Genomic DNA, 17,998 nt, shown 5'->3' on the forward strand with positions numbered 1-17,998 from the left:
TCTGGTCTCCTCCGGTCATCCGAGGAACAACTGTCGGCGGGCCGCGGAGGCTTCGAACGCCTCCAGTCGGCGCTGGGTGTCGGCCGGCGCGGCATCGCAGATCGCCTGCAACAGCACCATGGCCAGGGTCATCGGGGCGGTGTGCAGATCGAAGACGAGCTGCGCGCCGACCGCGGCGGGGAGCACCACGTCGGCGTGCTCGGTGGCCGGGCTGACCGGCGAATCGGTGATCGCCACCACGGTCAGCCCGGCATGGCGGGCGTCGCGCAGCGCGTCCAGGGTCTCCCGGGGGTAGCGGGGCAACACGAAGGCGAGCACGGCGGACGCCCCGGCCTCGGCCGCCTGCTCCAGGCGGTCGGTGAGCAGGCTGCCCCCGTCGTCGAGCACCCGCACGTCCGGGTGCACCTTGGCGGCGAAGTAGGCGAAGTACGCGGCCAGCGGCGCCGCGGCGCGCAGGCCGAGCACCGGCAGTGGGCGGCTCTCCGCGAGCAGCCGCCCTGTCTCGGCGATCCGGTCCCGGTCGGCGAGCTGACCGGCCAGCCGGTCCAGGTTGCCCATCTCCGCGCGTACCGCCTGCTGGATCTCGTTGCCGGCGTCCGTCGACCCGCCCGGCGTCGCGGTGGTGAGGTCGCGCAGTCGGCGGCGCAGTGCCGGGTAGCCGTCGTGCCCGAGCGCGACGGCGAACCGGGTGACCGACGGCTGGCTGACCCCGGCCAGCTCGGCGACCTCGGCGGCGGACAGGTACGCCACGGCGGGGGCGTGCTGCACGAGGCAGTGCGCGATCCGGCGCTGGGTGGGGGTGAGCCGCACCCCCTGGAACAGGCCGAGCACCCGGTCAGCGGGTGCCCCGACAGCTCCTTCATTCACGCGGTGACTCTATGCATGAAAACTTTCAGGAAGCAAGAACCGCTAGCCTCTGTCGACCGTACGACCATCGGGCGGCCAGGGTCGCAACCCCTCTGTACTATCCGCACGGCGGTTCAGTAGAGGAGTGCGCATGCAGCCGGTCGGCCCCTACAGGTTCACCCACATGCTGGGCACCTGCCCCGCCGGAAAGGCGTGGGCCGCCGTCGACGAGCAGGGCCGGTTTGTCACGGTCGCCGTGCTGGGTGCCGCAGCCGTCAACACTCCGGGCTGGCGGGAAGCCTTCGCCAGCACCGCTACCGGCATGTCCCAGGCGCCGGGCGGCCTCACCTTCGTATACGCCGATTTCTCCGCCGCAGAACCGTGGGTGGCCTATCCGGCCGAGGCTGGACCGGGTGCGGAGCGGTTGTTCCGTGCGCTCGGCCAGGAATACCAGCCGGTGCCCACGGATCCGGCACCCGTCACGCCGCGGCCCGTCTCGGCGGTCCCGCCGCCGGTCTCCGCCGTTCCGCATCCGGTCTCTGGCGCGCCGGACGCGGTTTCCGGACCGCCCGCGCCGACCTCGAGCGTGCCGGTTTCCGCAACGCCTCAGCCGACGTCGGGTGTCCCGCACGCGCCATGGGCGCTGTATGGCGATCCGGTCGCTCCATCGTCGGATGCCGCAGACCCCGAGCTCGACGCGGATGCCGAGCCGGCCGATGGGGCCGCGCGCGAGCCACACCCGACGTCCGTACCGCAGCAGGCCCCCGTACCGCTGCCAGCCGTGCCACGGCAGGCGCCGGAGCCCGACCCGTTCGCCGCACCGGTACGCCGGATCCAGCCTTCGCCGCCGAAGCGCCGCACCGGTTCGTGGGCCATCGTGGTCGCACTCGTCCTGGTGCTCGTCGGGGCGGGTGGGGGCGTCGCAGCCTGGACGATGTCGGGAGACGACGACCCCTCGCAGGCCCCGTCGCCCAGTATCGGGGATGGTGCCACGTTCCCGACGGCCTCACCCTCGAGCCCCGTGTTCAGGCCGTGGACGCAGTTCGCGCCGTACAGTCCGCAGGAGCGCGCCCTGGCGGTGGCCTCGCCCTCGCTGGTCTTCCTGGAGGCGGTCTTCACCGGCTACCTACGGGACAGCGCCACCAACAGGCCCGTACGGCCGACGCCGATCACCTTCAACCGCCGGTGCAGCGGATTCCTCGTCACCTCGACGGGGCACGTGCTCACCAGCGCCTCCTGCGTCAAGCCGGCCGAGGAGAGTGTCCGCCAGGTCGCCCTGGACGCCGTCGCCCGCATACTCGTGCGGGAGAAGAAACTGACGGCCGCGCAGGTGCAGGGCTACGTCACGACAAACCTGGGGAAGACCCGCTTCACCGGCGTCGATCCCGGTAGCGAACCTGGCGTCCAGCTGTTCGGGCAGTTGAACGCGGCCCGTAGCAACGTCACCGACGGGCCGGCCATCCCGGGTGAGGTGGTGGCGGCCACGGCTGCCGACGGGAGCAACGCTGCGCTGGTGAAACTAGCCCGAGACAAGCTTCCCGCGGTGGAACTCGGTCCGAGCGAGCTGGCGGCCGGCTCGTCGCTGTTGGTGGTGGGGTTCAGCACCGACGACGTCGACTCCCACACCGCCACCTACCTACCGCGCGCGAAGGCGGTGGCCATCACGGACACCGGTCGACGGGGGTCGGCGACCATCTACCGGATCAACGGCGACGTGGGCCGCGTTTCCCACGGAGGGATCGTGCTCGATCCGGGCGGTCGGGTGGTCGGCATGCTCGACCAGGACCAGGCCCGACCGGACCGGGCGAACCGGGTGGTCGTGCCGTCCGCAGCGCTGTCGACCCTGCTCGCCGAGGCCGGGGTCCGCAACGAGCTCAGTGACACCGATCGGCTGTACCGCAGCGGGCTCGACGCGTACTTCGCGGGAGATCCGTCGACAGCGGTCACCCGACTTGACGCCGTGGCAGGCGCGGCGCCGGCCAATCTCCTCGCGCAGGTGTACCGGCAGAACGCCGCCGAACGCCAGCGACTGGAAGGCGCGCCGCAGCAGCGGCCGGCGGAGATCAGCCCCCTGCTCGCCGGGTCAGTCGGCGTGCTGGTGGTCGGCCTCGTCGTCCTGACGGTTGTGCTCATCCGTCGGCGGCGCGGCTGACGGGCGCCCCGGTGGCTGGATGGGATGCGCGTCCACGACCTATCAGTGCCTTGCCGCTCAATGGTCGTTTCGCGCTGTTGTAGCTATGACAAAGCAAACCATGCCGCCAGAAAAGATCCGACGTTCGGCCAAAGTAGATTCCACCGGAAGGTGGCCCGCGGTTCGCTGGCTTGGCGGAGTGTCCAATCCGTCCCGGATCGGCGGCCTGAGCAGCGGAATCTCGGCAGTGTCGTCGCTGATGCAGCGGTCTGACGGATAGTGGTGTGCTGGTTCGACGATCGCTATACTCCCAGTTGTTGCGCGATGGATCTTCATTGTTGTCGATCGAAGGAACGGTCCGGTCCTACGAACGCGTCGCCGACAAATGTCGCTGCAGATAGTGGCTTTCATGGGGGTGGCGGAAGGTATGGACGTGCTGAGGCAAGCTGCTGCGTCAACTGGTGAGGCGGTCGAGTTCGGCCGCCCCGGTGGCCGGGGTGGGCTGCGAAACGGCTTCCGTCCGTGACGGGCCACCCCCCCTTCCCGATGTCTTCCTTGCGCGACTCGGCCGGCAGCCACGCCGTGCCCGGGTACGGCCCACGACTTTCGAACATCGACGCGCCGACCGAGCCGAAGATGCCGGCCGTCATGTCGCCGAACCTGTCGGTGACGCCGAGCATCGACGCGCCCACCCTCCCGTTGATGCGCGCGGTGGAACCGGTGACCCCCGCGTTCTCCGTCTGCATCGCCGTCCGTGACCGGCCGCAGCTGCTGGCGAAATCCATCCAGAGCGTGCTCACCGGCAGCTTTGGTGACTTCGAGATCGTCGTGGTGGACGACGGTTCCGTCGTACCCGTCCGCGAAGGTCTGGCCGAAGTGGGCCTGCTCGACGACCGGCGGATCCGGGTCGTCCGGCAGAAGCCCACCGGAATCAGCGCGGCACGCAACGCGGCGCTGCGCGTAGCGCGCGGCAGGATCGTTACCGTCCTCGACTCGGACGACGAGCTCAGCCCGGACGGTCTGGCCCGGATCCACGACTTCCTCGCCCGTACCGGCGCACGCTGGGTCTACACGGACTACGAGGAGCGCGTCGGGACGTCGGCGAAGGTCATCAGGCTTCCCTCCTACCCGAACTCTCGCCGGATGCTCTGGTCGGTGCTGACCCGACCGCGGCTGCCCTTCAAGCACTCGGGCATGTCCATCGACCGACAACTGCTGCTGCAACTCGGCGGGTATGACGAGCAGATGCCGATCAAGGTGGATGTCGAGCTGGTGCTGCGTGCGCTCAGCAACGGCGTGCATCTGCAGCGCCTCGACCACCCGGTGGTCCTGTTCCAAAGGCACGGCGGCAGCATCAGCCGACGTCGCCTCGCCGGCCTTGTCGCCTGGCACAGAATGATCAGGAAGTACAGCAGACCACGGATCCCGGGACTCGCCCTGACCGTCGTCGGGGTGCGTGCGGTCAGCGAGATCGGCAAGTGGCTGATTACCGCCATTGGAAGGTGAGTCGGCCACCAGGATGGTGGCCCGATGGTCCGGCCCCGCCAGCGGAGCGGAAGCTGCTGGGCTGGGGCCGGTTGGTCGCGCTGGCCGCCGTGGTGCTGGTCGCGGTCGGGGCCGTGCTCATCGTCCAGTCCCAGCACGAGGCGACCCCGGCAGAGCCGGCAGTGGCACCGTCCAGTTCGGCGTCTGCCGCGCCAGTCTGGTCGGGACTGCGTGGCCTCGCACCACCGAACGTCCGAATCGGCTCGGCCGTCAACGGCCGGCTGCTCGAATCCGACGAGCGGTACCGCGAGACGCTAGCCGCCAATTTCAACGCGGTGACCGCCGAGAATGCCATGAAGTGGGCAAACCTTGAGCCCCGCCAGGGCGAGTACGACTGGACGGCGGCGGACCAACTGGTGGAGTTCGCCCAGGCGCACGGTCAGACCGTGTACGGGCACACCCTCGTCTGGCACACCAGCGTTCCGTCCTGGATCACCGACTCATGGTCCAGCGAGGACCTGCGGGCGTTGCTGCGAGAGCACGTCACCACCGTCGCCGCCCGGTACCGGGGCAAGGTCTGGGCCTGGGATGTCGTCAACGAGGTGCTGAACGACGACGGAACGCTGCGGGACACCATCTGGCTGCGCAAACTGGGGCCGAGTTACATCTCCGAGGCGTTCCGCTGGGCACACGAGGCTGACCCCGACGCCCGGCTGTTCATCAATGACTATGGGACGGAGAGCCGGGCCAGGAAAGCCGACGCGCTGCTGCGCCTGGTCCGCGACCTCCGGGCGCACGGGGTGCCGGTGCACGGTGTGGGATTCCAGACCCACCTGCGCTCCGGCCGGCCGCCCACCGACATTACCGGTAACCTGCGGCGCTTCGCCGCTCTCGGCGTCTCGGTCGCGATCACCGAACTCGACGTTCGGATCGAGCTGCCGGAGACGCCGCAGAAGTTGGTCACCCAGGCACTGCTGTACCAGCACGTGCTCAAGGCGTGCCTCGCAGTCTCCACCTGTGAGTCGTTCACGCTCTGGGGGTTCTCCGACGGCAGCAGCTGGATCGCCGCCCACTTCCCCGGCTACGGAGCCGCCTGTCTGTTTGATCAGAACCTCAGGCCGAAGCCGGCCCATCAGGCGCTGATGCAGGAACTTCAAGCAAACGGCCAATCGTCGACAGGCTGATCAGTCGTTCCAGGTGCGACCAAACCGCCACTAGGCAGGAGAGTGCGTCGGCGCATAGGGTGCATCGTCGCGATCTCCCGACGGGGGCCATGTGGAAAGGAAGGTCGTGTCCGCCAACACTCAGATCCTCAGTGCCGTCACGTCGCAGAGGGCACCACGATTCGACGCCGATCTCGGAGTCATCACACCACCCTCGAACGGCATGCCTCGGTCGGCCTTCGGGCGTTCGGTGCCGCGGGCCGCGTGGCGCCGACGGTACGTCGCCTGGCTGGTCCTGCTCGACGTCCTCGCGGCGTTGGCGGCCAGCCGTACCGTCGTCGCCCTGGTGGACGAGGCCGACGCCGGCTTCTGGGACCAACGGGTGCTAGGTGTCAGCTCGTTCGCCCTGGTGGCGAATGTCGGCGTACCGCTCGGCTGGCTGCTTCTGCTCGTCGCCGCCGGTGCCTACGATCGGCGCGTGCTGGGGCACGGCACCGACGAACTCAAGCGGGTGGTCCGGGCCAACGTCGTCATGGCCGCCACGGTCTCGTTCCTGGCGCTCGGGTTCAAGAAGGACTTGTCCCGGGCGACGGTCGCCGCCGTCATCATCGGCCTGTTGGTCTACACGCTGCTGGCCCGGTTCGTGGCCCGGGCGGTCCTTCGTCGACTCCGGCGCGTCGGCCAGCGGGCCTCGCAGAAGGTGCTGCTTGTCGGCCGACTGCCGGACGCTCTCGCGTTGCACGAGGTGGTGACGCGCAATCCGGGTGCCGGGTTGCGTCCGGTCGCCATTCATCTGCCACACCATCCGCGGCCGGGGGAGCGGGTCACCGCGCCGCTCCCGGTCTACGTCGGCTGGGACCTGGTACCGCTGGTCCACCAGTTGGGTGCGGACACCATCGCGGTGTGCGGCCCGGCCGGTCTGGAGTCGTACGAGCTGCGTAAGCTGGCCTGGCAGTTGGAGGGCACTGGCCTGGATCTGGTGGTGGTTCCGCAGGTCACCGACGTCACCGGCCCGCGCATCCACGTCCGCCCGATCGAGGGGCTGCCGCTCCTCAACGTGGATGAGCCGACCATCTCCGGTCTTTCGCTGCTGGTCAAGAGTGTTCTGGACCGGGTGACCGCGCTGATCGGGCTGGTGCTGCTGAGTCCGGTGCTGCTCGCCATCGCCCTGGCCATCAAGTTCAGCGACCCGGGTCCAGTGATGTTCCGGCAGACCCGGATCGGCCACGAGGGCCGCGCGTTCAAGGTCTGGAAGTTCCGGACCATGTACACTGACGCCGAGCAGCGGCTGGCCGCCCTGCAGCATCAGAACGAGAGCGACGGCCTGCTCTTCAAGATGAAGGACGACCCTCGGGTCACTCCGATCGGCCGGCACCTGCGGGCGCTTTCCCTGGATGAGCTGCCCCAGCTGATCAACGTGCTGCGTGGGCAGATGTCGCTGGTGGGCCCGCGCCCGCTGCCCACCGAGGACGATGACTACCGCGGCGATGTGCGCCGGCGGCTGCTGGTACGACCGGGCATCACTGGCCTCTGGCAGGTTTCCGGCCGCTCGGATCTCACCTGGGACGACGCGGTTCGGCTGGACCTGCACTACGTGGATCACTGGTCGCTCGCGTACGACCTCGGCATCCTGTGGAAGACGGTTAGCGTGGTGCTGGCCCGCCGGGGTGCGTACTGATCCTGAAACCTTGAAACGCCGACGGGCGGTCGCCTTCTGGCGCCGCCCGTCGGCGTTCCTGGTGCCGCTCTGTGCGGCCCTGGTCCCCGGTCGCCAGCCAGAGCGACCGGGGACGGTGTTTATGCGGGCGAGGGGGACCTACGGCTTCTTCGCGCCCGCGATGATATCTGGGACCGCGTCCCGGCGCACCGCGTCGTAGAACGACTTGACCCGGTTCGTGTCGGCCAGGACGACACTCTCCGAACCGATCCGGCCGGTGCCCTTGGTGGGGCTGGTGACGAAGGTCAGGTTGCTGCCGCGGACGCCACGCATCTGGTTGGCCGTCTCCAGCAGCGACAATTCCTTGTCCACCGATACCGAGTTCGAGGTGGCCTTGAGGAACGAGTTCAGCTTGCCGGGATTGGTGAGGAGACCACCCGAGGAGGCCTTGTCGATGATCGCCTTGATCACCTGCTGCTGGTGCCGGATCCGGGCGAAGTCACCGTCCGCGAACTGCTTGCGCTGGCGCGAGTAGTCGAGCGCCGCCTCGCCGTCCATCTGTTGCATTCCCTTGCTGAAGGTGCGGAACGGCGGGTGGATCGAGGTGAACTCCTTCTCCGAGTTGATGCTGATGCCGCCCAGTGCGTCGATGATCTCCTTGAACCCGGCGAAGTCGATCAGCGCCACGTGGTCCACGCGCACCCCGGTGAACCCCTCCACGGTCTGCACCATCAGCGGCACGCCGCCCCAGGCGTAAGCAGCGTTGATCTTGGCGTCCCGGCCGCCGTTGTTGCCGTCTGCGGATCGGGGCACCGATACCCAGGTGTCCCGGGGGATGGAGATCAGTTGGGCGCTCGACCGGTCCTTCGGCAGGTGGGCGAGGATGATCGTGTCGGTCCGCGAGCCGGAGGTCTTCTCGGGGTCGCGCGAGTCGCTGCCCAGGATCATGATGTTCATCGCGCCCTCGACCGCCGCCTGCGGGCGACCCTCCTCCGGCACGCCATCGAACGCGTCCACGCGCTCGATGCCGCCCTCGACGGAGCGCAGGTAGAGGCCGCCGGCGATCGCCGCTCCGCCCCCTACCAGGGTCACCACGAGCAAGCTGATCAGCAGGATCCTCCGCCATCGGCGTCGTCGGGGTGGCTGCGGGTCGACCGGCTCGCCGTCGTCCACCCGCTGTGGCTGGCCGGCGGTCCCGGTCGAGTAGTACGCGCCGGGTTGCGCGGTCTCATTGTGACGTGGCATGGCGCGATGTTACTGACTCGGCTTTCGGTCCGAATACCCTCGTCCGGTCGGCGTCGCCCGCCGTCGGGTTGATCGGTCGAGGAAGATTGACGGCAACTTCCCCTGCCGCAACGGGCGTCGGCCTGATAAGAAGCTCCGGTGGACGCAACGAAGCTCCGACGGGCGATCGCCCGCACCCCACTCGCCCCCGTCGCCGCATTTCCCAAGCGGCTCGCCCGGGTCGCCCGCCACGACGCCAAGGTGCTGCGCGTCTCGGCCCGGTGGCTGGTCACCTCCCGAGAACACCACAACTACACGTACGAGCTGACCAAGCTCAGTCGTCATCACCTGGCCTGGTTTGTCAGTGTGGTCTGCGACCGGCCGGTCAAGCAGGTCCGGGGGTGGCTCGACGAGATCGAGTCCGACCAGGTGCTGCGTCAGCACATCGAGCGGGCCACCGCAAGAGCCGCCCGCCGTGGTCTCGCCGACAGGCAGGTCCACTACGCGCGGCGGATCGGCTGGTACGCGATCGTCCGCGCCACCCGCCCGAAGCACATAGTCGAGACCGGTGTCGACAAGGGACTTGGCAGTGTCGTCCTGGCTGCCGCCCTGCTGCGTAACGCTCAGGAGGGGCACCCGGGCCGGGTCACCTCGCTGGACATCAACCCCGAAGCCGGCTACCTCGCCCGGGTCGCACCCTGGTCGGAGGTCGTCGACCTGGTGATCGGCGACTCGATCGCCTCGATCGGCGCACTGGACCGCCCGGTCGACCTGTTCCTGCACGACAGCGACCACAGCCGCGCGCACGAGAAGCGCGAGTTCGACGCCGTCGAGTCGAAGCTCGCCCCCGGCGCGATCCTGCTGACCGACAACGTCACCAGCACCAACGTGCTCGCCGAGCACGCCGAGCGCACCGGCCGGCGGTTCCTCGCCTACCGGGAGAGCCCCGCCAACCACTGGTACCCCGGGGACGGCATCGGCGTGGCATGGTAGCCGGGTGCGGCTGACATCGATCCACACGTACCCGGTCAAGGGTTGTCACCGGCTCGACCACGACGGCGCGTTCGTGCAGCCGTGGGGCCTGGCCGGCGACCGGCGCTGGATGGTCGTGGACGCCGACGGTGTCGGCGTCACCCAGCGGGAGACCACCCGGCTGGTCGGCCTGCGCGCCACCGTGCGCCCCGGGGGCCTGTCGCTGCGCGCCGACGGGCGGCCCGACCTCGACGTCGCCGAGCCGACCGTTGGCGCCCCGGTCGCGGTGCGCACCTTCCGCAACCGCAAGCTCCCGGTCCCCGCGCTGCCGGCCGGTCCCGCGGCCGACGACTGGCTCGGCGCGCTGCTCGGCCGGCCGGTCCGACTGGTGTGGCTGGCCCGGCCGGCCCGCCACCTGGCCGCCGGGTCCCGCGAGTACGACACCGGCGACCAGGTCAGCTTCGCCGACGCCTATCCGCTGCTGCTGGCGAACACCGCCTCCCTCGACGCCCTCAACGACTGGCTGGCCGAGGCGGGTGAGGAGCCGGTGCCGATGACCCGGTTCCGACCCAATCTGGTCGTCGACGGGGCGCCGGCCTGGGCCGAGGACGACTGGGTCGGCCGGGTGCTGCGCATCGGCGACCTGTTGTTCCGTGCCGCCGGGCCGTGCGACCGCTGCGTGGTGACCACAACGGACCAGGAAACCGGGGTACGCACGAAGGAGCCCCTGCGCACCCTCGGGCGGTATCGCAACGTCAACCGGAAGCTCCTCTTCGGACTGAACCTGGTGCCGGCCGACAGTGGACCGATCGCCGTGGGCGATGCGGTCATCGTCGAGCCCTGACCGGTCTGCTGCGGGGACGCGCCGATCACCGTCCGTCGATGCTGTCTTAGCTTTGGCTTAGCCGGCTTGTCCGCCCACGCCCGGTTCCGGCAGCATCGCCGTCGTGACGGACGGAAGCGCTGTCGACATCGACATCGACCTGGACCAGGTGCCCGAGGGCAGGCCGGCGTCGTCGTCCGGCCCGATGCCCTGGCTGGTCGCCACCGGCGTCACCGTCCTCGCGGCGGCGCTCGGGCTCACGCTGACCCTGCGGTCCGGCTCCGCCCCGGCCTGCGCCGCGGGCCGGACGCTCGCCGCCGCACCGCCCGTTGGCAACACCACGCACAGCGGCAAGGCGACCTTCTACGATTCGAAGGGCGCCGGCGGCAACTGCTCGAACCCGGCCGCCCCGGCCAACCGGCTCTACGTCGCGCTGGGCCCGACGGAGTACTCCGCCGGTGCCGCCTGCGGTGGATTCCTCGACGTGACCGGCCCGAAGGGCACCGTCCGAGTCCTGATCATGGATCAGTGCCCCGAGTGCGCGCCCGGGCACCTCGATCTGTCCCGCGAGGCGTTCGCCCGGATCGCCGACCCGGTCCAGGGCCTCGTCGCGGTCACCTACCGCGCGGTGGTCAACCCACCCCTGCCCGGTCCGCTCACCTTCCGGATCAAGGAGGGCGCGTCGCAGTGGTGGTTCGCCGTCCGCGTCGGCAACCACGGCAACCCGCTGCGTTCCGTCGAGGTCCGGCAGGGTGACAGCGGTCCGTGGCGGTCGGCCACCCGGCAGGACTACAACTACTGGCTGATCGCCTCCGGCGCCGGGCCCGGCCCCTTCAGCGTCCGGGTCAGCGACGTGTACGGGAACCGGGCCACCGTCGGCGGCATCCGGATGGCACCCGGCCGGGTGCAGAACAGCGCGGTCCGGATGTACGCGCGCACCGCCGTGGCGGCCGTCCCGCGCCCGTCCGCGTCGGCCCGGCCGCCCGGCAACCGACCCAGCGGTACGCCGACGCCGGCCCGCCGCCCGGTCGAGGTGGCGAGGGCGAGCGCGCCGGCCACCGACACGCCGGCCGCCCGCACGGCCGCGGTGAACGCCCGTTGGTGCGCGGGCTGACCGCTCAGTCGACCGGCGTCAGGTCGAGCCACATCAGGATCTCGTCCCGGTCGTCATCGGGCGCCACCCGCAACGCGCCCGGCAACCGGCCGATCTCCCGGTACCCGAGGCGGCGGTAGAACCTGTCCAACCCCAGCCCGTCCCGCACCGTGACGTGCAGCGCCTCGTGGCCGAACTCCCGGCCCAACCGGGCGGCCTCACCCATCAGCGCCGCGCCGTAGCCGGCGCCCTGGGTGTCCGGGTGGACCATCACCCGCTTCAACACACACCAGTGCGCCTTGAGCGGGAAACGGTTGTCACTGAAGATCAGCAGGGCCACCAGCCGGTCCCCGGAGTATCCGACCAGCAGCCGGTCCGGTCCGTCGGCGATGCCGGCGAACGTCGGGTCGGCGATGACGTGGACGTCGGCGGCGGTGACCGGCGGCACGAAGCCGACCGCGCCGCCCGCGTTGCTGACGTCCGCCCAGAGGTCGACGATCTCGGCGCGCAGCTGCGGGGTCAGGTCGGGGTCGAGGACGAAGCGCAGACTCACGCTCGCCATCCTGACCCGGCGACCAGGCGAACGACCCGCGACCGTGACGCGCCCGACAGTCGGTCGCCGGCACGTGGTTCCCGTTGACGTGTGCGGGAGAGGGGATTCGAACCCCTACGCCCTTTCGGACAATAGGACCTAAACCTATCGCGGCTGCCGTTACGCCACTCCCGCCAACTCGCTGAGTCTAGAGCGTCCGGCTTCGACGCTGTTGAGCCCGGCCCCTTGAGGATGGTCGAGATCGTGCGCCCGGTACGACAGTCAGTCCAGGCCGAGGTCGCGGCGGAGCTTGGCGACGTGCCCGGTGGCCTTGACGTTGTAGAGCGCTCGTTCGATCTTGCCGTCGGCGTCGATGACGAACGTCGAGCGGATCACGCCGGTGACGGTCTTGCCGTACAGCTGCTTCTCGCCGTACGCGCCGTAGGCGGTCAGCACCGTCTTGTCCAGGTCCGACACCAGCGGGAAGGTGATCGCGTCGCGCTCGCGGAACTTCGCCAGCTTCTCCGGCTTGTCGGGCGAGATGCCGACGACCTCGTAGCCGGCGGCCTGGAGGGAGGCGAGCGAGTCGCGGAAGTCGCAGGCCTGCTTCGTGCAGCCAGGGGTCATCGCGGCCGGGTAGGCGTACAGGACCACCTTGCGGCCTCGCAGGTCGGCGAGGGAGAGCTGGTCGCCGGTGTCGGTGGTGAGGGTGAACTCGGGCGCGGGGTCACCGGGGGAGAGACGGTCGGGCGCGGTCATGGCCCGACGATACCGCCGGGCGCGCCGATGCCAACGTTGGCGGCGCGCAAGGCGAGTCGATCAGCAGAGCCGCGTCGACACCGAGTCCGACCTGCGAAGGTGATCAAGACCATGCCTTGTTGCCAAGCTCTGGCAATAACGAGGTCTGGGAAATAGGCTGACCCACGCCGGCCCGGTCGGGCCCGCTGACGCGTGGGAGGTCGCGTGGAGACACTGGCGATGCACATCTCGAACGGGATCATCGATGGTCCCGTCGCGGCGATCTTCGCCGCGCTCGCTCTTGCCGCGCTCACCGCCTGCGTCCTGCGCGCCCGGCGTGACCTGGACGACCGGCTGGCCCCGATGGCGGGCCTGGTGGCGGCGTTCATCTTCGCCGTGCAGATGCTCAACTTTCCGATCTTCACGGCCGGCGTGAGTGGCCACCTGCTCGGTGGCGCGCTCGCCGCCATGCTGGTCGGCCCGTGGGTGGGCGCGCTCTGTGTGGCCGTGGTGCTGGTCGTGCAGGCACTGATCTTCGGTGACGGCGGCGTGGCGATGCTCGGCCTCAACATCACGAACATGGCGCTGCTCGGCACCGCTGCGGCGTACCTGCTGATCGCGATCCTGCTGCGGGTGCTGCCCCGCACGCCGGCCGGGCTGGCGGTGACCGCGTTCGTCGCGGCCATGCTCAGCGTGGTGGTCGCGTCGCAGGGCTTCGTCCTGCAGTACTGGCTGGGTGGCACCACCGACCTGGGTAACAACCTGGGTGGCCTGGCCGGGACGATGGCCGCTGTCCACCTGCTGATCGGCATCGGCGAGGGCCTGATCACCGCGACCACCGTGCTGACCGTCGCAAAGGTGCGCCCCGACCTGGTGTACGCGCTGCGCTCACTGCGCACCCCCACCAACCCCGCCGTCCCGGTCGCCGGAGGTGTCCGATGAGGAACCGCACCTGGGCCTTCCTGGCCGGCGGCCTGCTGGTCGCCCTGCTGCTCGCCGGTGTGGTGAGCAACTACGCCTCGTCACACCCGGACGGGCTGGACTCCTCCCTGCTCAAGGGCTGCACCGTCGACGCCGACCACGCCATCACCGGCGGCAGCTGCCCGGCGCAGCAGGCCCAGGATCACGAGCTGGCCGACAGCCCGCTCGCCGACTACGGGGTGCGCGGGGTGCGGAACAGCTTCATCTCGACCGGCCTCTCCGGGGTGCTCGGGGTGCTGGTCACCTTCGCGATCGGCGCCGGCGGTTTCTGGCTGCTGCGCCGCCGGAGCACCACGCCGACCGACGGTGACGTGCCGACCGACGGTGACGCGACGACGCCCGCCGGGGGCGACCCCGCGCCGTCCGACGACGTCCGGCGCCGCGCCGACGCGGCCAGCTGAGCAGGGGGTACGCGGAATGGGTGTCGGTCACGGGCATGTGCTGTACCGCGAGTCGGACTCGCCGGTGCACCGGCTCCCGCCCGAGGTCAAGATCGTGGCGATGGTGGTCTTCACCATCGCCGTGGTGGCCACCCCCCGCACGGCGTTCTGGGCCTTCGGCGCGTACGCCCTGCTGGTGGCCGCGGTGGCGGCGCTGGCCCGGGTGGGGCCACGGTGGTTGCTCAGCCGGGCGCTGATCGAGCTGCCGTTCGTGCTGTTCGCCGTCGCGCTGCCGTTCCTCGGCAGCGGCGACCGGGTCGAGGTGCTGGGCCTGCGGCTGTCCGAGGACGGGCTGCACGGCGCGTGGAACATCCTGGCCAAGGGCACCCTGGGCGTGCTCGCCTCGCTGCTGCTCGCGGCGACCACCACCACCCGGGATCTGATCGTGGGGCTGGACCGGCTGCACTGCCCGCAGGTGCTCACCCAGATCGCCACGTTCATGCTGCGCTACCTCGATGTGCTGGTCGGCGAGGCGCGGCGGATGCGGGTGGCCCGGATCTCCCGGGGTGACGACCCGCGCTTCCTGTGGCAGGTGCGCGGCTTCGCCGGCGGGATCGGGGCGCTGTTCCTGCGCGCGTTCGAACGCGGCGAACGGGTCTACCTGGCGATGCTGTCCCGGGGTTACACCGGGAGGATGCCCGCGGTGTGGCAGGGCGACGGTGCGGCGACCGTCGGTCAGTGGCTGGTCGCGGCGACCGTGCCGGTGTTGGCGGCCTCCATCGCCGCCACCGCCGTCGTGCTGTCATGATCGGTGTCGTGCAGACCGCTGTCTCGCTGGACGTTCGTGGCGTTCGGTACGCGTACCCGGATGGGCACGTCGCCCTGCACGGGGTGGACCTGAACGTGCCGCGCGGCGATCGGGTGGCGCTGCTCGGGCCCAACGGTGCCGGCAAGACCACGCTGGTGCTGCACCTCAACGGCATCCTCACCCCGACCGAGGGCAGCGTGAGCGTCGGTGGGCTGACGGTCACGCCGGATCGGGCCACGCTGGGCGAGGTGCGTCGCCGGGTGGGCATCGTCTTTCAGGACCCGGACGACCAGCTGTTCCTGCCCACGGTCGCGGAGGACGTGGCGTTCGGGCCGGCGAACCTGGGTCTGCGCGGGGCGGAGTTGGCGGCCCGGGTGGACGAGGCGCTCGCCGCGGTGGGGATGAGCGAGCACCGTGATCGGGCGCCGCAGCACCTCTCGTTCGGGCAGCGCCGTCGGGTGGCGGTGGCCACCGTACTCGCCATGCACCCGGAGATCCTGGTGCTCGACGAGCCCTCGTCGAACCTGGACCCGGCGGCCCGCCGTGAGCTGGCCGAGATCCTGCGCCAGCTGCCGGTGACTCTGCTGATGGTCACGCACGACCTGCCGTACGCGGCGGAGCTGTGCGAACGCTCGGTGATCCTGGACGGTGGCCGGATCGTCGCCGACGCCCCCACCCCCACCCTCCTGCGCGACGCAGACCTGCTGGCCCGCCACCGCCTGGAACTCCCCTACGGCTTCACCCCGCCGTCCTAGCCCCACTCTTCGCGATCTTGCACTTTCTGTCCCCGCTTTTGTCGCGAAAGCCGCATCTCTCCAGCGTAAAGTCCAAGATCGCGGGGGGGGGGGGGTCAGGGGGTTGGTGCTGCCGCGAGCCGGGAGGCGGCGTGTAGGCGGAGGATCCCGGCGGCTGTTGCGCCGGTGCCGGTGATCAGCACCAACGCCACCATGACGCGGGCGACCCCGGGCGACCAGGGCACCGGGGCGATGGACCGGGCGAACACGGCGGCGTTCGCCGCACCGGCGAAGAGCGCCAGACAGGCTCCGGCCAGCGCCACCACGAAGTCGGCGGCCGGGCGGCGGCGGGTCAGCGCGTACCAACCGGCGGCGATCGCGCCCAGGCCGGTGAGCAGGGACCAGACCTGCCCGGACAGCAGCCCGACCACCACCCCGCCCACGCCCTGGGCGCCGGCGTCCAGCTCCCGCCCCAGCGGGTAGACCACGGCGACCGCGCCGCCGACGACCAGCAGCGCACCCAGCGCACCGAGCGCGCGACCGCCGGCCGGTGCGCCCGCGGCGACCAGGCCGAGCGCGCCCACCGCGAGGAGCCCCACGATGGTCACCGCCCACCAGGTGTACGCGTCCGGCGGCGGCACCCAGTCCAGCGTGCCGCCGATCGCCACCGGGTCGGCGCCGTCGCGCAGCGGGACCGTCCAGTCCCGGACCCGGTGCTCGCGGTCCGGCGCTGCGCGTACCTCCGCCGGTGGTGCCGACTCCTGCCACAGCGCGCGCTGGTCGTGCCAGCGCACGGTGGGCCCGTCGTCGATCCGCCGCCAGGACGGCGGGGCTGCCGGGTCGGCCTCGGCCGGGAGCGCGGTGTCCCCGGCGAGGGTGCGGTTCAGGTACGTGGCGGGGGAACGGCTGTTCTCGAAGACCCCGTCCGGGCCGACCCGCAGGTACGGCTCGCCGGAGTAGCCGATCACCTCGATGGCGCGGCCGGTGCGGTTGGTCAACTCCAGCCGGGCGCCCGCCTCGACGACGCGTACCTCCAGCCCCGGTCGCGCCGGTGCCACCCCGGTGGTCCGGGTGCGGTAGTCGGTGCCGTCCGGTGCGTCCGCGCCGTGCGCGGCGGCGGGCGCCGCGGTGAGCAGGGTGGCCGCGCAGGCTGCGGCGGCGACCAGGCCGGCACGGGCCAGCAGGGTACGGATCACTTTCCGGCCGCCGCCACGGCCGCGGTGAGACCTTCCGGGGTGGGGTTGGCGAGGGGCTGGCCGTTGACCAGGATGGTCGGCGTGCCGGTGACGTTGCTCCGGCTGGCCTCGTCGGTGACGTGTTCGGTCCACGTCTGGTACGTGCCGTCCTTGACGCAGCCGCCGAACGAGGCCCGGTCGAGCCCCACCCCGGCGCCGATGTCGATCAGCTCGTCGTTGCTGAGCCCGGCGCTGCCCTCCGGTGGCTGCTTCTCGAAGAGCGCCTTGGCGTACTCCCGGAACTTGCCTTCCGCCGCGGCGCAGCCGGAGGCTGCCGAGGACCGGGTCGAGTACTCGGTGGTGGAGAAGCGGTTGAGGTACGCCACCGGGTGGTAGACCACCTTCGCCTTGTTCTCGGCCGCCAGCTGCTCCAGGGTCGCTCCGCTGGTCTGCTCGAACTGGTTGCAGGCCGGGCAGATGAAGTCCTCGTAGACGTCGACGGTGACCGGGCCGCCGCCGGTGACGATGCCGGTGCCGTCGGCGTTCGCGCCGGGCGGGGTGATGAAGTCGTCGGACCGCTGGTTGGACCAGACGACCCAGCCGATCACACCGGCGATGACCAGGACGGCGACCGCGGCGGCGGAGACCCCGATCGTGCGTCTGCGCCGCCGCTCGCGGGCGAGCTGCTCGCGAACCACCCGGGCGGCGTCCCGCTGCCCCTTGCGACTACTCATCCTCGTCCTCCACAGCGGGTTCGCCGGACAGCCACCCGTCCACCGATACGGGCGTACGGGGCCAGATCAGCAGAAATCCGGCCAGTACCAAGAATCCCAGGTCCCGCAGGATCTCCGGGAGGTAACTGGGGGCCTGCCCCTCGGCCAGCTGACCGCCACTGCCGAAGCAGCCGCAGTCGATCGCCAGCCCACGTGCCCAGGCCGAGGCGATCCCCACGATGAATACCACCAGCAGCGCGGCGGAGACCCCGGCGACGAGCCGGGTGGCCAGCCCGAGCAGCAACAGCACGCCCAGGGCCAGCTCGACGAAGGGCAGCGCCGCACCGATCACGCTCGCCGCGTCGTACGGCATCACCTGGTACGCGTTGACGGCCCGCCCGGAGGCGGCGAGGTCGCTGACCTTCGACGCGCCGGCGACGAGCCAGACGGCGGCCAGGCCGAGCCGGGCAGCGGTGCCGAGCCAGGGCCGGACGACGGGCCAGCGACCGGCCCGGGTGGGAGGTGCAGTCACGCTCATTTGTC

The 17,998-nt window shown here is 70.8% G+C and carries 17 protein-coding genes, 1 tRNA gene and 1 pseudogene; 11 read left to right on the forward strand and 8 right to left on the reverse strand.

What is annotated here, in order from left to right; all coding sequences use genetic code 11:
• Positions 1 to 15: 15 nt before the first annotated feature.
• Positions 16 to 867 carry a MurR/RpiR family transcriptional regulator gene (locus tag ACQEUX_RS33230; RefSeq protein WP_433056832.1) on the reverse strand — a complete coding sequence of 284 codons (852 nt, stop codon included), beginning with the start codon at positions 865 to 867 and terminating at the stop codon, positions 16 to 18.
• 130 nt (positions 868 to 997) lie between these two features.
• Between ACQEUX_RS33230 and ACQEUX_RS33235 the strand changes: the two genes are divergently transcribed.
• From ACQEUX_RS33235 to ACQEUX_RS33250, 4 genes are all read left to right on the forward strand, one after another.
• A complete protein-coding gene (locus ACQEUX_RS33235) occupies positions 998 to 2,998 on the forward strand; it encodes a trypsin-like peptidase domain-containing protein (RefSeq protein WP_433056834.1) in 2,001 nt (666 codons plus the stop codon).
• A gap of 525 nt (positions 2,999 to 3,523) precedes the next feature.
• A complete protein-coding gene (locus ACQEUX_RS33240) occupies positions 3,524 to 4,483 on the forward strand; it encodes a glycosyltransferase family 2 protein (RefSeq protein WP_433056836.1) in 960 nt (319 codons plus the stop codon).
• Complete coding sequence (locus ACQEUX_RS33245; RefSeq protein ID WP_433056838.1) at positions 4,480 to 5,646, forward strand: endo-1,4-beta-xylanase; 1,167 nt, start codon at positions 4,480 to 4,482, stop codon at positions 5,644 to 5,646. The genes ACQEUX_RS33240 and ACQEUX_RS33245 overlap by 4 nt, the downstream gene beginning before the upstream one ends.
• Before the next feature lie 202 nt (positions 5,647 to 5,848).
• The gene (locus tag ACQEUX_RS33250) at positions 5,849 to 7,303 is read left to right on the forward strand and encodes a sugar transferase (protein ID WP_433056840.1); all 1,455 of its coding nucleotides are present in this window, start codon (positions 5,849 to 5,851) and stop codon (positions 7,301 to 7,303) included.
• A gap of 138 nt (positions 7,304 to 7,441) precedes the next feature.
• Here ACQEUX_RS33250 and ACQEUX_RS33255 read toward each other — a convergent pair whose 3' ends face one another.
• Positions 7,442 to 8,527, reverse strand: a complete 1,086-nt coding sequence (locus ACQEUX_RS33255; RefSeq protein WP_433056842.1) for an LCP family protein — start codon at positions 8,525 to 8,527, stop codon at positions 7,442 to 7,444.
• A gap of 138 nt (positions 8,528 to 8,665) precedes the next feature.
• Here ACQEUX_RS33255 and ACQEUX_RS33260 point away from each other — a divergent pair, with 138 nt between their 5' ends.
• The 3 genes from ACQEUX_RS33260 (at position 8,666) to ACQEUX_RS33270 (ending at position 11,415) form a co-directional block, all read left to right on the forward strand.
• Positions 8,666 to 9,499 (forward strand): O-methyltransferase, encoded by an 834-nt coding sequence (locus ACQEUX_RS33260; protein ID WP_433056844.1) that lies wholly within the window; start codon positions 8,666 to 8,668, stop codon positions 9,497 to 9,499.
• A gap of 4 nt (positions 9,500 to 9,503) precedes the next feature.
• Positions 9,504 to 10,322: an MOSC domain-containing protein gene (locus tag ACQEUX_RS33265; RefSeq protein WP_433056846.1), complete on the forward strand. Its 819-nt coding sequence runs from the start codon at positions 9,504 to 9,506 to the stop codon at positions 10,320 to 10,322.
• 103 nt (positions 10,323 to 10,425) lie between these two features.
• Positions 10,426 to 11,415 carry an expansin EXLX1 family cellulose-binding protein gene (locus tag ACQEUX_RS33270; protein WP_433056848.1) on the forward strand — a complete coding sequence of 330 codons (990 nt, stop codon included), beginning with the start codon at positions 10,426 to 10,428 and terminating at the stop codon, positions 11,413 to 11,415.
• 4 nt (positions 11,416 to 11,419) lie between these two features.
• Here the strand turns inward: ACQEUX_RS33270 and ACQEUX_RS33275 are convergent, their stop codons facing one another.
• The 3 genes from ACQEUX_RS33275 to bcp all read right to left on the reverse strand — a co-directional run bounded on the left by ACQEUX_RS33275 (position 11,420) and on the right by bcp (position 12,685).
• Positions 11,420 to 11,947 (reverse strand): N-acetyltransferase family protein, encoded by a 528-nt coding sequence (locus ACQEUX_RS33275; protein WP_433056850.1) that lies wholly within the window; start codon positions 11,945 to 11,947, stop codon positions 11,420 to 11,422.
• A 91-nt stretch (positions 11,948 to 12,038) separates the two neighbouring features.
• Positions 12,039 to 12,121: transfer RNA gene (locus tag ACQEUX_RS33280), tRNA-Leu, on the reverse strand.
• Positions 12,122 to 12,208: 87 nt separating this feature from the next.
• Positions 12,209 to 12,685 (reverse strand): thioredoxin-dependent thiol peroxidase, encoded by a 477-nt coding sequence (gene bcp, locus ACQEUX_RS33285; protein ID WP_433056852.1) that lies wholly within the window; start codon positions 12,683 to 12,685, stop codon positions 12,209 to 12,211.
• 204 nt (positions 12,686 to 12,889) lie between these two features.
• On the opposite strand from bcp, the gene ACQEUX_RS33290 reads away from it, so the two are divergent.
• The 4 genes and pseudogenes from ACQEUX_RS33290 to ACQEUX_RS33305 form a co-directional block, all read left to right on the forward strand.
• Positions 12,890 to 13,606: an energy-coupling factor ABC transporter permease gene (locus tag ACQEUX_RS33290; RefSeq protein WP_433056854.1), complete on the forward strand. Its 717-nt coding sequence runs from the start codon at positions 12,890 to 12,892 to the stop codon at positions 13,604 to 13,606.
• Complete coding sequence (locus tag ACQEUX_RS33295; RefSeq protein ID WP_433056856.1) at positions 13,603 to 14,046, forward strand: PDGLE domain-containing protein; 444 nt, start codon at positions 13,603 to 13,605, stop codon at positions 14,044 to 14,046. The genes ACQEUX_RS33290 and ACQEUX_RS33295 overlap by 4 nt, the downstream gene beginning before the upstream one ends.
• Before the next feature lie 16 nt (positions 14,047 to 14,062).
• Positions 14,063 to 14,833, forward strand: a complete 771-nt coding sequence (gene cbiQ, locus ACQEUX_RS33300; RefSeq protein WP_433056858.1) for a cobalt ECF transporter T component CbiQ — start codon at positions 14,063 to 14,065, stop codon at positions 14,831 to 14,833.
• A pseudogene (locus ACQEUX_RS33305) lies at positions 14,830 to 15,595 on the forward strand (energy-coupling factor ABC transporter ATP-binding protein); the annotation flags it as partial. The gene cbiQ and the pseudogene ACQEUX_RS33305, both read left to right, overlap by 4 nt.
• 88 nt (positions 15,596 to 15,683) lie before the next feature.
• On the opposite strand, the gene ACQEUX_RS33310 reads toward ACQEUX_RS33305, so the two are convergent.
• From ACQEUX_RS33310 to ACQEUX_RS33320, 3 genes are read right to left on the reverse strand one after another with little or no spacing between them, the layout of a single operon-like run.
• Positions 15,684 to 16,763, reverse strand: coding sequence for a hypothetical protein (locus tag ACQEUX_RS33310; protein ID WP_433056860.1), 1,080 nt, complete (start codon positions 16,761 to 16,763; stop codon positions 15,684 to 15,686).
• Positions 16,760 to 17,476, reverse strand: a complete 717-nt coding sequence (locus ACQEUX_RS33315; protein WP_433056862.1) for a DsbA family protein — start codon at positions 17,474 to 17,476, stop codon at positions 16,760 to 16,762. The genes ACQEUX_RS33310 and ACQEUX_RS33315 overlap by 4 nt, the downstream gene beginning before the upstream one ends.
• Positions 17,469 to 17,993, reverse strand: a complete 525-nt coding sequence (locus ACQEUX_RS33320; protein ID WP_433056864.1) for a MauE/DoxX family redox-associated membrane protein — start codon at positions 17,991 to 17,993, stop codon at positions 17,469 to 17,471. Before ACQEUX_RS33320 ends, ACQEUX_RS33315 begins: the two co-directional genes overlap by 8 nt.
• Positions 17,994 to 17,998: the final 5 nt, after the last annotated feature.

The sequence above is a fragment of the Micromonospora sp. CA-259024 genome (assembly GCF_050936255.1).
Lineage (GTDB): Bacteria > Actinomycetota > Actinomycetes > Mycobacteriales > Micromonosporaceae > Micromonospora.